At 43.6% G+C, this 14057-nt stretch carries 14 protein-coding genes and 1 pseudogene; all 15 read left to right on the top strand.

Going from position 1 to position 14057, the window contains the following annotated elements; all coding sequences use genetic code 11:
* The 15 genes and pseudogenes from G3341_RS13610 (at window position 1) to G3341_RS13680 (ending at window position 14029) form a co-directional block, all read left to right on the top strand.
* Window positions 1-1737 carry an OmpA family protein gene (locus tag G3341_RS13610; RefSeq protein WP_154623939.1) on the top strand — a complete coding sequence of 579 codons (1737 nt, stop codon included), beginning with the start codon at window positions 1-3 and terminating at the stop codon, window positions 1735-1737.
* Window positions 1738-1739: 2 nt separating this feature from the next.
* Complete coding sequence (locus G3341_RS13615) at window positions 1740-2231, top strand: Hcp family type VI secretion system effector (protein WP_004912469.1); 492 nt, start codon at window positions 1740-1742, stop codon at window positions 2229-2231.
* A 170-nt stretch (window positions 2232-2401) separates the two neighbouring features.
* On the top strand, window positions 2402-5062 hold the full coding sequence (gene tssH / locus G3341_RS13620; RefSeq protein WP_154623938.1) for a type VI secretion system ATPase TssH: 2661 nt from the start codon (window positions 2402-2404) through the stop codon (window positions 5060-5062).
* Window positions 5063-5087: 25 nt separating this feature from the next.
* On the top strand, window positions 5088-5600 hold the full coding sequence (locus tag G3341_RS13625) for a DUF3304 domain-containing protein (RefSeq protein WP_154623937.1): 513 nt from the start codon (window positions 5088-5090) through the stop codon (window positions 5598-5600).
* The gene (locus G3341_RS20740) at window positions 5576-6829 is read left to right on the top strand and encodes a T6SS phospholipase effector Tle1-like catalytic domain-containing protein (protein WP_244316439.1); all 1254 of its coding nucleotides are present in this window, start codon (window positions 5576-5578) and stop codon (window positions 6827-6829) included. Before G3341_RS13625 ends, G3341_RS20740 begins: the two co-directional genes overlap by 25 nt.
* Window positions 6830-7161: 332 nt before the next feature.
* A complete protein-coding gene (locus tag G3341_RS13635) occupies window positions 7162-7659 on the top strand; it encodes a DUF3304 domain-containing protein (protein ID WP_163862449.1) in 498 nt (165 codons plus the stop codon).
* Window positions 7644-7853 (top strand): hypothetical protein, encoded by a 210-nt coding sequence (locus G3341_RS13640; RefSeq protein ID WP_163862451.1) that lies wholly within the window; start codon window positions 7644-7646, stop codon window positions 7851-7853. Before G3341_RS13635 ends, G3341_RS13640 begins: the two co-directional genes overlap by 16 nt.
* 18 nt (window positions 7854-7871) lie before the next feature.
* Window positions 7872-8414: a DUF3304 domain-containing protein gene (locus G3341_RS13645; RefSeq protein ID WP_163862454.1), complete on the top strand. Its 543-nt coding sequence runs from the start codon at window positions 7872-7874 to the stop codon at window positions 8412-8414.
* Window positions 8402-8827 carry a DUF2235 domain-containing protein gene (locus G3341_RS13650; RefSeq protein WP_163862457.1) on the top strand — a complete coding sequence of 142 codons (426 nt, stop codon included), beginning with the start codon at window positions 8402-8404 and terminating at the stop codon, window positions 8825-8827. Before G3341_RS13645 ends, G3341_RS13650 begins: the two co-directional genes overlap by 13 nt.
* The gene (locus tag G3341_RS13655; protein ID WP_375097469.1) at window positions 8770-9189 is read left to right on the top strand and encodes a hypothetical protein; all 420 of its coding nucleotides are present in this window, start codon (window positions 8770-8772) and stop codon (window positions 9187-9189) included. Before G3341_RS13650 ends, G3341_RS13655 begins: the two co-directional genes overlap by 58 nt.
* 5 nt (window positions 9190-9194) lie before the next feature.
* Window positions 9195-9452: a PAAR domain-containing protein gene (locus G3341_RS13660; RefSeq protein ID WP_163862462.1), complete on the top strand. Its 258-nt coding sequence runs from the start codon at window positions 9195-9197 to the stop codon at window positions 9450-9452.
* Between the two features lie 95 nt (window positions 9453-9547).
* A pseudogene (locus tag G3341_RS13665) lies at window positions 9548-10279 on the top strand (AAA family ATPase); the annotation flags it as partial.
* On the top strand, window positions 10276-12675 hold the full coding sequence (locus G3341_RS13670) for a type VI secretion system Vgr family protein (protein WP_163862465.1): 2400 nt from the start codon (window positions 10276-10278) through the stop codon (window positions 12673-12675). The pseudogene G3341_RS13665 and the gene G3341_RS13670, both read left to right, overlap by 4 nt.
* 1 nt (window position 12676) lies before the next feature.
* Window positions 12677-13456, top strand: coding sequence for a DUF4123 domain-containing protein (locus tag G3341_RS13675; protein WP_244316514.1), 780 nt, complete (start codon window positions 12677-12679; stop codon window positions 13454-13456).
* Between the two features lie 198 nt (window positions 13457-13654).
* Window positions 13655-14029, top strand: coding sequence for a DUF3304 domain-containing protein (locus G3341_RS13680; RefSeq protein ID WP_244316440.1), 375 nt, complete (start codon window positions 13655-13657; stop codon window positions 14027-14029).
* Window positions 14030-14057 lie beyond the last annotated feature (28 nt).

Here is a 14057-nt window from a genome sequence, read left to right on the forward strand (position 1 = left end):
ATGCAAAATCTAATTAAGCAATGCCTAACGCTTTTTGCGATGGGACTTTTTCTGTGGTTACTCTGGGGATTTTGGTCCCTTGGGCAAACTGTCACCCTTTTTGTTTCCATCTTAGTCCTCGTACTCACTAGCGGGGTACTATTTTGGCAATACAAACAACGGGCGCAAACGCTTTCCACTCAGCATAACTATCATGATGTACTTCCTGCCAATAATTACCAAGGTCCCGTCATTCTGGTATGCGGGCAATCACAAGCACTATTTCCTGATGAGCAATTGCATCGTGAAACCGAGCAAGGCTGGTACCTTCGTGTTCCTAATCCACCAGAGCTCGTTAACTTACTAGTAGCATTGATGGAATATGCTCCCTCATTATCAGGGCAAATGTCATTACTTTATGCTGTATTACCGCAGCAATTGACCCAACAAGAAACACTCACTCAAGACGCCCTCAATTGGCGTAGAGCCATCGGTGAAGGTCGCCAAAAAACAGGGGTAAAACTCCCGTTTTGGGTTACTATTTACCTGACATTTCCACAACAATCTGAAGATATCTTCTCTCTTAGTGATGGGCAGATACCGTGGATGACCTTACTCAGTCATCAAACAGAGTTTCAAGTAGAACAAGAAGGGGCTATTTCCCTTGCATACTCTGCATGGTTACCTACACATATTGGTCATTCTGAGCAACGCCTTCAACTTTCTTTATGGCTTGATAACTTACAGCATTGGTTAAATCAGATTTTAGTTCCTCAGTTTACTTTAGCTCAAACAGGCGCTCCTAAACTGACGCCCTCTGCATGGGCAATCCAATGGATTGATGTAACGAGTGAGCCTAATAATTTATGGCAACAATTCATTCAAGCGAAAACCTCGCTACCACTCGTTGTCTCTACTCAAAAAGTCGACGTACTACCTTTACCCGATGTCATGTTACGCCGTTTACATCATGATATTAGTTTAAGTCGTACAGAGAAAACTGTCGGTATGACTGGACTTATTTTTGGCATTTTCTTAATAGGCGCTTTAATTGGTAGTTACTACCACAATCAGCAATTAATTCGTCATACAGGGGAAGACATAACGCGTTTTTTACAGTTATCCGATACCCCATTGCCCCCTAAAATGACTGCTTACCAGCAACTGCAAGATGATGCGGCTCAATTAGCAAGTTGGGCGCGTGAGGGAATCCCAACGTCTTATTCTCTCGCCTTATACCAAGGTGATCGTATGTTGCCTTACTTGCACTCACTATTAAGTAGTTGGGCACCACCACAACCATCACCACCTACCATTATTCAAAATGCTCCAGAAGTGGTTACGCTTGACAGCTTAGCGTTATTCGATGTGGGCCAATACACACTCAAAGCAGGCGCCACTAAAGTCTTGGTAGATGCATTACTCAATATTAAAGCGAAGCCCGGTTGGTTAATTGTCGTCTCCGGCTATACCGACAACACTGGAAACGCTGAACTTAACCAAACACTGTCTTTAAAACGTGCGGAATCCGTCAGGGATTGGATGATTTCTACCAGTGATATCAGCCCAGCATGTTTTGCCGTTCGAGGAGACGGTCAAAATAACCCCGTTGCCGATAATCAGACTGCTGAAGGTCGAGCAAAGAATCGGCGCGTTGAAATTCGTTTGATCCCCCAAGCTGATGCTTGTCAAGGAACAAATACTCAAATCGTGTCATCGATGGACGATGACACACATTCGACCCAAAAGGAGAAATAACAATGGCTATTCCTGTTTATTTATGGCTAAAAGATGACGGTGGCGCGGATATCAAGGGCTCTGTTAATGTACAAGATCGTGAAGGTAGCATTGAAGTGGTTGCACAAGACCATAACCTATACATACCAACCGATAATAATACTGGTAAGTTAACTGGAACCCGTATCCATACACCATTCATTTTTGTGAAAGAAATTGATGCATCCAGCCCGTATCTGTACAAAGCGGTCACCACTGGTCAAACCTTGAAAGAGGCTGAATTCAAATGGTACCGCATTGATGATGCAGGGCAAGAAGTTGAGTATTTCAACACTAAACTAGAAAACGTCAAAGTCGTGAAAGTCGCGCCTAAAATGCACGATATCAAAGACCCAAACAAAGAGAAGCACAATCACTTAGAAGAGATTGAGCTGCGCTACGAAAAAATCACTTGGACTTATAAAGACGGCAACATCATTCATTCCGACTCATGGAATGAGCGTGCAACCGCTTAATGATCTATGCAGGCGCTTGCCGCCTGCTTTTTTGTGCTTATTTGCACCCCAATGATACACACAACACACAATTTATCTTGATACCTAATGAACCTCGGTTAACGGTTAGGGGCGGTAGCATGCCTTGCTGCCCCTAAAAAAACTTTTCCCCCCAATACGAGAGAGAGAATATGGACAATTCATCCGTGATGCTATTACGTCGCCTAAATCCTTACTGTGCCAGCGCATTAGAAGCCGCGGCTTCGCTCTGCCAGACACGAGCGCATGCGGAAATCACCATTGAACATTGGTTGCTCAAATTATTGGAAATGGGTGAAAGTGATATCACCGTATTAGCTCGTCGCTACGAATGGGATGTTTCCGCCCTTTGGCAAGACTTACTGACTGAAATCGATAGCTTACCGCGTTCTATTCATACCCGCCCTGCCTTATCGAAATCCCTACTTAAACTCATTCAACAAGCATGGGTAATAGCGTCATTAGATGAAGATATCGAACATATTCGCAGCGTACATTTATTGTCTGCTATGACTCAGCAACCGTCACTGGTGCCTAACGATAACTTATGGCCACTAATGACATTAAGTGCAACTCAACTTCAACGCTTAAGGCCCATGCTTGATGCTCAATCTGATGAGCGTCCCAACGTACAACAACTGGCCGCACATAATCAATTATTATCCCGAGAAACCCCACTTGAGCCATCATCAACAGAAGCCCACACAACCCCGAATGCCATAGGCGATACACTGAATGAGGCTTTACTTGCAGTACTGAATAAATTTACTGTCGATGTCACGGAAAAAGCCCGTGAAGGTGCGATTGACCCTGTGTTTGGGCGTGATGATGAAATTCGCCAAATGGTGGACATTCTTTCTCGTCGCCGCAAAAACAACCCAATTTTAGTGGGTGAACCTGGAGTGGGAAAAACCGCATTAGTTGAAGGCTTAGCCCTACGTATCGCTGAGGGAAATGTGCCTGTCAGCTTACAAACTACTGCGCTACGCACCTTAGACTTAGGTCTACTGCAAGCAGGTGCGGGTGTCAAAGGTGAGTTTGAGCAACGCCTAAAGAATATCATTGAAGCAGTACAACAATCCCCTACACCAATTTTGCTGTTTATTGATGAAGCACACACTATCATTGGGGCCGGTAACCAAGCAGGAGGTGCCGATGCAGCAAACTTACTCAAACCAGCTCTCGCTCGTGGTGAGTTGCGCACTATTGCTGCAACAACATGGTCAGAATACAAGCAATACTTTGAGCGTGATGCTGCTCTTGAACGCCGTTTCCAAGTAGTAAAAGTCGATGAGCCAGATGATGAAAAAGCTTGCTTAATGTTACGTGGCTTAAAATCACGCTATGCTAAATACCATGGTGTTCATATCACAGATGATGCAGTAAAAGCTGCTGTTACTTTATCTCGCCGCTATTTAACCGGTCGTCAACTACCTGATAAGGCAGTTGATTTACTTGATACTGCCAGTGCGCGTATTCGTATGAGCCTCGACACGCTGCCTGAAGAGCTGACGCGTTTAAAAGCCAAGCGCAATGCATTAGAACTGGAGCAACAGGCGATCCTTGATGATCTCGCCATAGGCAATACCGCTAACCAAACCCTTCTGAGTGAATTAGTCACTCAAGATGCACAAATAGCGATACAACTAACGGAGCTGGAACAGCGCTTCGAGAAAGAAAAAAATCTTATCAGTGAACTACTCGAGCAGCGCCGCCAATCACAAGATGTGAGTGACATCCAATCTCAATTAGAACAAGTGCAGCAAGGCGAACCACTGATCACCCCTGATGTCGATGTGCGAACGGTGGCCACTGTGATTGCCGACTGGACTGGCGTGCCATTATCCAGCTTATTAAAAGACGAGCAAACCGAACTACTTGAACTGGAAGATTCTTTGGGCAAACGCGTAGTTGGTCAAGAAAGCCCATTATTGGGGCTTGGACAACGACTGCGTGCCGCTCGTACGGGACTCGCATCAGAAAATGGCCCGCAAGGGGTATTTTTACTGGTCGGCCCAAGTGGTGTAGGGAAAACGGAAACTGCCTTAGCCTTGGCAGATGTGTTATTCGGCGGTGAAAAATCCCTTATCACTATCAACATGTCTGAATACCAAGAAGCTCATACAGTTAGCCAATTGAAAGGCTCCCCTCCGGGATATGTGGGCTACGGTCAAGGGGGTATTTTGACTGAAGCGGTACGCAAACGTCCTTACAGTGTGGTCTTACTCGATGAAGTGGAAAAAGCGCATCGCGATGTCCTTAATCTATTTTATCAAGTCTTCGACCGAGGCTTTATGCGTGATGGTGAAGGTCGTGAAATTGATTTTCGCAATACCGTGATTTTAATGACCGCCAATTTAGGCAGTGATTTATTGATGCAACAACTGGAAGAATTCCCTGAATCGACAGACGGGGAACTACAAGAACTACTGCGCCCAACCTTGCGCGACCACTTCCAGCCCGCTTTACTTGCCCGTTTCCAAACACTAATTTACCGCCCATTAGGAACAGAGGCGCTACACAAAATTGTCGAAATGAAACTGGGCAGCGTCATCAAACGCCTCTATACCCACTACAAACTTGAATGCATTGTGGAAGAAACCCTATATGACACCCTCGTGAGTGCCTGTTTATTACCCGATACCGGTGCACGCAATATTGACAGCCTACTCAACCAGCAAATTTTACCAGTACTTAGCCAACAATTACTCATGCGACAAGCTAACCACCAGCAAGCTCAAAGCCTCACCTTAGGTTATGATGCAGAAGAAGGAATAATCCTAACGTTTGAAGACATCCACAATGTTCACTAAATATTCTTAGTTTCGGAGGGTTCCAATGAAAAAAACCGTCATAATCGGTGTGTTTTGCATTGCCCTATTCAGCTTAATAGGCTGCTTTCCGGAGAAAAAAACAAACATGCTACCGGCCAATATTTGGGGGTTTAACCATGTGAAAGACACGGCAGTTAACTGGTATAAAGTCAATGGTGCCCGTGGTCGTGGTGCAACTGCATCCTGCTGCATTATGGTGCCTGAAAAATGGACACCTGACCAAACTGTATTAGTTGAATGGGAAGTGGACCCTGATGCATACGTTAGCTCCCCCCCTATGGGAACAAAAGAATTTAGTGATTTTGTTAAAAAACACGAAGCCAATTACCGCCATTACAGCAAAGTGGTACCTGTCCCACAGTATGATGAAGCCTGTGATGTCAAAGTGCATTTTCTACCCTGCCAAGAAGTGAAAATCACCTTGTCGTGTTTAGCTCCTTGGCACCCTGACTACCCAATTCAAGAGCCTTTAGACCAAGAGGAACCCGCTGAATGTCCGTCACCAACCTCAATCTAATTGCTTTAATAAGCGGCGCTAAAAGTATTATTGCTAGAAAGCAGGTTACTCACGGAGACCCTTGCTGGGCCCCTCCTCCATTTCCTGAACAAGGTCGTTTACCGCTCTCTAGAAAAACACTGAAAGCCAATATTGAAAAAATTGAAGATAAAGAGCGTGCATACCGCCAAGGCTTCCCTAAAAAAAACCGTAGCCTATGCTGCAAAACAGTGCATGTTAGCCTATTTTTTGATGGTACCAATAATAATGAAAACAATGATACAGCAGCCAAACACCCTTCCAATGTCGCTAAGCTGTACCATGCCAGTGCACCTAATGATTTTAGGGCGATGAAATCCGGTTTCTTTGCTTATTATTTACCTGGCGTCGGTACACCTTTCCCTGAAATTAACACTAATGAGTATTACAGTTCTGGGCTAACCTTTGCCACTGGGGGAGAAGATCGAGTAAGTTGGGCATTGATGAATGTTTGCAATGCGTTACATTATGAAGTAACTAAAACGGAAATTTCTATCGCAGAGCGGCGCCGCGTGTTAGACAATATCCGCACTCGCACAACTGAAGGAACCTATACTAACGGTACCTATGATACGAGCCTACCATCATTTAACCATTACAACCCTATATATGGAATTTTTGAGCTACTCAAACCGATTAAAGATAAATTGTCAACTCATGTCCCTAAATTAGTGGCATTAAAATTGTATATTTATGGTTTTTCCCGAGGGGCAGCTGAGGCTCGAACCTTTGTCTATTGGTTAGATAGACTACTCGGTAGCGCTCATCATTCTGCCCAACAAAAAGACCCTCAACATGTTAGGGGACATTTATATGGCATTCCCGTTTCAGTGGATTTTTTGGGGCTATACGACACTGTAGCAGCGGTGGGAATAGCCAACGTAGTACCGATGATGACAGGGCATAATGGTTGGGCTGGAGGCACTCAGCAATTACCAAAATCTGATTTAGTTAAATGTTGTTATCACTTGGCTGCCGCCCACGAACAACGACAATCCTTTTGTTTAGACTCTGTTCGTACTCCTGAAGGAACTTATCCTCCCAATACGTATGAAGTGATTTATCCTGGTATGCACTCAGATGTAGGAGGTGCATACCCAGTGGGCGATCAAGGAAAATCGAGAGATAGCGCTAGTGACATACTTTCTCAAATAGCCCTTCATGATATGTATGCTGCGGCCATTGATGCCGGTGCCCCATTGGCTATTTAATATGCTAGATGGTATTAGCGACGTAACACGACTTATGTCAATGAAAAAGTTTCATCGACCAGAACTAACACAAGAACAGAATTTTTCAGTTCTTTATCAACTTACCCTCCAGTTTATTGACAGTGATTATCTAGGTGACTTAAACAGTTACATTCTTCAGCTGCAATCAACAACATCTTTTATTGAGTAACATTAGGTATGTTATATACCAATAGCCAAAAACATAGACGTTTAGTCCGATAAAATTGATTGCAAATGTAGATATAAATAAGATGAAAAATAAGCATAAAATATGTCTTAATATAAATAATGGAGAATATCGAAAAGCTTTAATGAAACCCTTCGTATTATTTCTGCTCCTCACTGCCACACAGCTTCTTATCGGCTGCGAAAAAAAAGATGAATATCTTGCAGGCAATTTACACGGCTTTAACCATGTCAAAAGCACCTCCGTTAACTGGTTTAAAGTCAACGGCGCGTATGGTCGAGGTGGGGGCGGTACTTGTTGCATCATGGTGCCTGCTAAATGGACACCCGGACAAAAAGTATTGGTTGAATGGGAAGTTGACCCTGATGCCTATGCCACTGATGTACCAGAGTTCAATGACCCGACTTATCAGGATTATATAAAACAGCATAAAGCCAATTATCGTCACTACAGCAAAATGGTAGAGGTTCCCAAATATGATGAACCTTGCAGTATGAAAGTTCATTTTTTACCCTGTCAGGAAGTAAAGGTGACGTTATCTTGCAAATCATGGGGCCATCCTGATTATCCCATCAATGACCCCTCTAAAATGGAGGAGCCTACTGTATGCCCAACAAAATAAATTCAACACTTATTGAGATGATTAAAGAAGAATCAGCAAAGTATCTTGCTATCCGTCCAGCTCACTCTCAAGGTGATCCTTGTTGGGCCCCTCCTCCGTTCCCTAATCAGGGTCGTTTAGCGCTAACCAAAGAGCAGCTTATTACTAATTATGAAAAAATAATTGATAAGGAAATCGTTTATCAAAAAAATTAATATGAAGGAGCCTGCCGTATGCCCGAAATAACCCTCTCACGACTAATGATTATACAAGGAACTATCGCGACGACCCTCTGCACTCTGGTTTTGATGCTCTCCGGTTGTTCTTTCGCCGCCAGTACAAACCACCCCATGGCAGCTGGACTTAGTGGCTATAACCATACACAAGGCAGCATTACCTCATTTTCAGTCAATGGCTCGAGTGCTAGTGTCGGTGGGGTACAATGTTGTGTGCTACTCCCTGCCAAATGGGCTCCCGGCCTTCAGGCCAGAATAAAATGGGAAAGCTTGAATACAAGCAAATTGTCGCCAATGCCCAAATTTAGTCAAGTAGAAGCTTATAAGCGATGGGAAGCTGAACTCGAACGCTACAGTACCCAACATGAAGTCAGTGTACCGATCCCAGAGTATGACAGTAAAACGGCCTGTGGCTTAGATGTACATTTTTTACCCTGCAATCAAGTCAAAGTAACCACATCTTGTAAAAGTTATGGTTCTGATGGTTACCCCATTAACGAACCGATGGACATGAAGGAGCCTGCCGTATGTCCGAAATAACCAACGCACAACCTGCTTGGGGTCCCCCCGAGTTTCCTTTGGATGGTAGATTAGCACTTTCACGCAAACAACTCCTCGCTAACCTACCGTTATCCATCGAATTTTTAGGCATTTTAGATACGGAGCCTTCCGTCGGTATTGTGCATTTAGTTCCCGCATTTACAGGACATTTTGATTGGGCGAATGGCACCCAACCATTACCCGATGAAAAACGCTACCCTGACTTTGTACGTTGTTGTCGTCATTTTGTTGCAGCTCATGAGCAGAGACTATGCTTTCCACTTGATACTGTGCGTCGACCACAAATTAAAGAGGGTTTTAGCAAAGGGCATCGAGCCTATCTCGTGCATGGTTTATGCATTTTGAGCTCGGCACTCGTGAACCGTGGGCTGGGTATTTTCGCTATAGAATGATCTATTCAGGTAATGAAACCAATAAATCACTATCACCAATTGCGCTTGCAGGACAATTAATTGGGGTTGCAAGCGCAATTGGTAGTGCCATTTATACGGTTAAACAAAAAGACATTAAAGGCGTACTCGGAGGCATTAGCGGCACCGTTGGACTGCTTTCATTAGAATATGAAGTGATTGATATCGCTACTGGTCTGAGCATTCCTTTCATTAATAATGCCGCTGAATTGTTTCAACCCACCCGAGATACCAGCGAGGTGTTGAAAATAACACAAGCCCAAACCGCGTATAACTATTCACAAGGAATCATTGATACGCTTAGCCAATCTGTTGATCCTAATAAACTCTTAAAGGTAGGGTAATTGCAATGAAAAACATTATTCGCGTCGGCGATATATTAAAACCTTACGGCGGAAACGTTTTGACGGGGCAATACCTTGCTTTTGGTAAACCCGTTGCCTGTGTTGGCGATAGTGCGAAGTGCAACCGCCATGGGCACACCACCATCGTGGAAGGGACATCGGGATCATCGATGAACGGCAGTCCTGTTACGTTAGATGGGCATCGCTGTGCGTGTGGCTGCACACTGGTCAGCTCCCTTGCAATGATGGATATCAAACCATGAGAATGCCTCCTTACTACCCTGAACCACCCAATGTCCCCCCGATTAATTGGAAACGCTGGGAACAAGGTATTCTTGTTATCGTCTCTGTTTCATTGCTTATCACTATCAACATGTCTGAATACCAAGAAGCTCATACAGTTAGCCAATTGAAAGGCTCCCCTTCGAGATATGTGGGCTACGATCAAGGGGGTATTTTGACTGAAGCGGTACGCAAACGTCCTTACAGTGTGGTCTTACTCGATGAAGTGGAAAAAGCGCATCGCGATGTCCTTAATCTATTTTATCAAGTCTTCGACCGAGGCTTTATGCGTGATGGTGAAGGTCGTGAAATTGATTTTCGCAATACCGTGATTTTAATGACCGCCAATTTAGGCAGTGATTTATTGATGCAACAACTGGAAGAATTCCCTGAATCGACAGACGGGGAACTACAAGAACTACTGCGCCCAACCTTGCGCGACCACTTCCAGCCCGCTTTACTTGCCCGTTTCCAAACACTAATTTACCGCCCATTAGGAACAGAGGCGCTACACAAAATTGTCGAAATGAAACTGGGCAGCGTCATCAAACGCCTCTATACCCACTACAAACTTGAATGCATTGTGGAAGAAACCCTATATGACACCCTCGTGAGTGCCTGTTTATTACCCGATACCGGTGCACGCAATATTGACAGCCTACTCAACCAGCAAATTTTACCAGTACTTAGCCAACAATTACTCATGCGACAAGCTAACCACCAGCAAGCTCAAAGCCTCACCTTAGGTTACAGCGAAGAGGAAGGGATCACCTTGAGTTTTGGTGATATTAAGGAGATGACTCTATGAGCCTACTCGACACAGTCAAAAACTTGCAACAAGGTCAAAATCGCTATCGTCTTGAAGTGCAAGGCTGTAATGAATTATTGGATGTTGAACATTTTACAGGGCGTGAAGCCGCCAGCGATACCTATCGCTATCAAATTACATTTACGTGTTCAGCCCAAGATCTTTCCGCACAACAATTCTTACGCCGCAATGCCAACCTGACTTTTTCAGCGCCAATGAGTAACTTAATGGGACTCGCCACTCAACCTAGTGTTGCCAAACGCGTCCATGGCGTGGTCACCGATTTTCGTCGCCTTTCAGGCTCTGCTGATGAAGCGCGCTATCAACTGGTGATTGAGCCTTTTTTCGCCTTATTACGTCACCAAATTCGTAGCCACCGTTTCTTTATCAATCAATCTATCCCTGATGTGGTTGAACAGATTCTGCGTGAACATAACTTTAAAGGTTGGGAATTCGAGTTTAATTTAGAAAAAACGTATCCTAAACGCGAACAAATTAACCAAATCAATGAAAGTGACCGTCAGTTTATCGAACGTTTATTGAGTGAAATGGGGATTTTTTATCGTTTTGGTTTACAAGATGAAACCCAAACCGAGGTACTTCATTTTACCGATAGTCAACGCGGCTATGTGTATGACAAAACGCTGCCATTAAATAGCCCATCTGGGCTGAGCGATAACCATGTTGACAGTGTTTGGGGATTATCTTTACGTCATCAAGTGGTTGAAAGCACTGTTTTTGCCAAAGATTATAATCATCGGCTTGCGGAAGATACCTTAATTTCCGCTGTCGCTGACATGACGCACGGTGATGGAGAGAAAACCAACTACGGCGATGTTTACCACTATAAAGGTCGTCACTTAACCCGTGGGGATAAAATTCACCCTGAAACTGAAACCGCTAACTTCTGGGCAAGACTCGACCACGAACGTTTTTTAGCAAGGCAAACATTGCTTCGTGGAGAAAGTAGTGCAGCAGACCTAACACCATTATTAGTATTAAATATTCAAGACAACTCACTTACCTCAACACTGCCTACCGTCTTCAAATCGCCAATTCTAATTACGCGATTACGCTTTACAGCTAGCCGAGATAAGGCCTTAACCGTACGTTTTGATGCCGTACCTTACACAGAGTCGCTGTGTTGGCGCCCTGCCCTTAAACCGCGTCCAGTCATTGCGGGAACGTTAATGGCACGCGTGACCAGCGCAAAAGACCACGATATTTATGCCCACCAAAATGAACACGGGCTTTACTGGGTCAAATTCGATGCGGACAGAGATGATAAAACCAAGGGCTATGAAAGTATGCCCGTGCGTTTGGCGAAACCTTATGCGGGGGATACGTATGGGATGCATTTCCCACTAATTCAAGGGACTGAAGTCGCTATCGCATTTCATGAGGGTGACCCAGACCGCCCTTACATTGCTCATGCACTCCATGACTCCCGCCAGCCCGACCACGTAACGGATAAAAATAACACCCGTAATGTGATCCGCACGCCTGCAAATAACAAACTGCGCATGGAGGATAAACGCGGGCAAGAGCATATTAAGCTCAGCACGGAATATGGCGGAAAAACCCAGTTAAACTTGGGGCATTTGGTCAACGCCGAACGCGAACAACGCGGCGACGGTTTTGAGCTACGTACAGATAGCTGGGGCGCGATCCGTGCGGGTAACGGGTTGTTTATTACCACCGATAAGCAGGATAAGGCCGGTGGGGATGTGTTGGCGATGGCACCTGCCACATCGTTAATAAAAGGCGCTAACAATCAACTCGCCAATTGGGGAGAAATCACCAAACAACATAATAACGCGCAACCTGAACAAGACAGTTTAAAAACATTCCAAGAGAATGCACAAAATTTAGCTTCACCAGCCATTTTAATACATGGAAAAGAGGGGATTGGGTTAGTCACAGAACAATCTATTTTGCTGCAAAGTGCGCAAGCTCATTATTCCCAAAGCATGGGGGAAATGCACATTGCCAGTGGCGAACATATCAGCCTGAATGCAAGTCAAAAAATATCCATGTTGTCGCAAAAAGAAGGCGTGAGATTAATATCAGGCAAAGGGCCTTTTGAAATCGAATCACACGCTGATAAGCTTGATGCGATAGCACTGAAAGATATCACTGTTCAATCTACCCAAGGGCATATTCAAGTCACAGCTAAAAATGGGATCACCCTAGGTTGTGGTGGCGGCTATATTCGTATCGCTCCTGACGGTCAAATTGAAATTCATAGCCCAAGTCGTATCAGTTTTAAAGGTCAACATCTGTGGGATGGACCTCAAGGTCAAGATTTCCCATTGCCGGATTTACCACGGTCTGTGTGTGAAGAGTGTTTAAAAAAAGCACAAGAATCTGCATTAGGAATAATATATCGTGAATAATATGACTGCCAATTCTAAAGAAAATTTAATTACCTACTGGATAAAACAGTTAAAAGAACATAGCCTCAGTTATCAATTAAATTATATTGATATCATCATAGATTTAGCTGGCTATGAAACCTCGATAATTCCAGCATTAAAAAATATTGACCATCAATTACAATGGTTTTCATTATTTACGGGTTTTCCAGAAGAAAATTACATTGACCAATCCCCTATTCTTATTCGTATTGAATGGGATAAACCCAAACAACAATTATTACTTCATGAGATTTTTAAATTATTTATTTGTACCCCTCGAGTTTTAGCGCTTTTATCTTATATTAATTTCAATAAATTATCACGATACTTACAAAAACTATCTGAAGCTAGCTATGGTAACCAAGTATGCCTTTTTCGATTTTATGACTCCCGTATATTTCCTGAATTGATGAAAGATATATTAAATGAAGAACAACGAGATTATTTTAGTAAAGTCGCCAGGCTTTGGGGCTGGATGGATAGAAATCATGAAGTCAACTGGTTGGTTTGTGATCACAAAATTGAATTTATTGATGATATTCAACCTAATATCATTCTAAATGACACACAGCTAAATCGATTAGGCTGTATTAGTGATGCATCATTATTTATAGATGACAATTTATCTATTACTGAAAATAAAAACGCTGAAGATATTTTTTCTGACATTTATGCATTAGCTATTGAAGCAAACAACAGTGAATACCTCGGAGATTTCGAAAGTTATATTAATAAGTATCATCCACAAATATTGAATTAAATGGCATCAGCTTTCCATTAAAAAAGGTATTTATGAATGCTAAGTATATCTAAATTGATACTCGTATGCTCTATTATTGTATTAACAGCCTGCTCTCCAGACACAAAACCTAACGACATTAAGACCCCGCCCAAGCCCGAAAAAGTCAACTATGTGGGAGCTAATCTCCTAGGGTATGTTCATGTAAAGGGGATCGCGGTGAATAAATTTTCTGTCAATGGCTACTACGGTCGTGTTGGGGGTTTTACTTGTTGCATTATGCTGCCTGAAAAATGGCAGCCGGGTATGCAAGTTCGAGTGGAATGGGAAATTGACCCCTCTCCATACTCTAAAGATATACCTCGCTTTAACGACCCAAACTTTGATAATTGGATGAAAAAACACGAGGCCAATTATCGTCAATACAGTGCCGTCGTTGAGGTCCCTGAATACGGTGACTCTTGCGGGCTACAAGTACATTTTTTTGCCTGCAACCAAGTCAAAGTTACCGCAACCTGCATGGGAATAGAACACCCCGACCATCCATTCAAAGCTCTCATGAATCAACAGGAGAATCAATCATGCCCGCAGTAACTCCGAGGAAGAACGCGAGCCCAATTCA

The organism is Providencia vermicola (assembly GCF_010748935.1).
GTDB classification, from domain to species: domain Bacteria; phylum Pseudomonadota; class Gammaproteobacteria; order Enterobacterales; family Enterobacteriaceae; genus Providencia; species Providencia zhejiangensis.

What these genes read in the sequence shown, in the direction of transcription:
- G3341_RS13610 (WP_154623939.1), top strand. Translation starts at nt 1, where the DNA reads ATGCAAAATCTAATTAAGCAATGCCTAACGCTTTTTGCGATGGGACTT.
- G3341_RS13615 (WP_004912469.1), top strand. Translation starts at nt 1,740, where the DNA reads ATGGCTATTCCTGTTTATTTATGGCTAAAAGATGACGGTGGCGCGGAT.
- tssH (WP_154623938.1), top strand. Translation starts at nt 2,402, where the DNA reads ATGGACAATTCATCCGTGATGCTATTACGTCGCCTAAATCCTTACTGT.
- G3341_RS13625 (WP_154623937.1), top strand. Translation starts at nt 5,088, where the DNA reads ATGAAAAAAACCGTCATAATCGGTGTGTTTTGCATTGCCCTATTCAGC.
- G3341_RS20740 (WP_244316439.1), top strand. Translation starts at nt 5,576, where the DNA reads ATGTCCGTCACCAACCTCAATCTAATTGCTTTAATAAGCGGCGCTAAA.
- G3341_RS13635 (WP_163862449.1), top strand. Translation starts at nt 7,162, where the DNA reads ATGAAACCCTTCGTATTATTTCTGCTCCTCACTGCCACACAGCTTCTT.
- G3341_RS13640 (WP_163862451.1), top strand. Translation starts at nt 7,644, where the DNA reads ATGCCCAACAAAATAAATTCAACACTTATTGAGATGATTAAAGAAGAA.
- G3341_RS13645 (WP_163862454.1), top strand. Translation starts at nt 7,872, where the DNA reads ATGCCCGAAATAACCCTCTCACGACTAATGATTATACAAGGAACTATC.
- G3341_RS13650 (WP_163862457.1), top strand. Translation starts at nt 8,402, where the DNA reads ATGTCCGAAATAACCAACGCACAACCTGCTTGGGGTCCCCCCGAGTTT.
- G3341_RS13655 (WP_375097469.1), top strand. Translation starts at nt 8,770, where the DNA reads ATGCATTTTGAGCTCGGCACTCGTGAACCGTGGGCTGGGTATTTTCGC.
- G3341_RS13660 (WP_163862462.1), top strand. Translation starts at nt 9,195, where the DNA reads ATGAAAAACATTATTCGCGTCGGCGATATATTAAAACCTTACGGCGGA.
- G3341_RS13670 (WP_163862465.1), top strand. Translation starts at nt 10,276, where the DNA reads ATGAGCCTACTCGACACAGTCAAAAACTTGCAACAAGGTCAAAATCGC.
- G3341_RS13675 (WP_244316514.1), top strand. Translation starts at nt 12,677, where the DNA reads ATGACTGCCAATTCTAAAGAAAATTTAATTACCTACTGGATAAAACAG.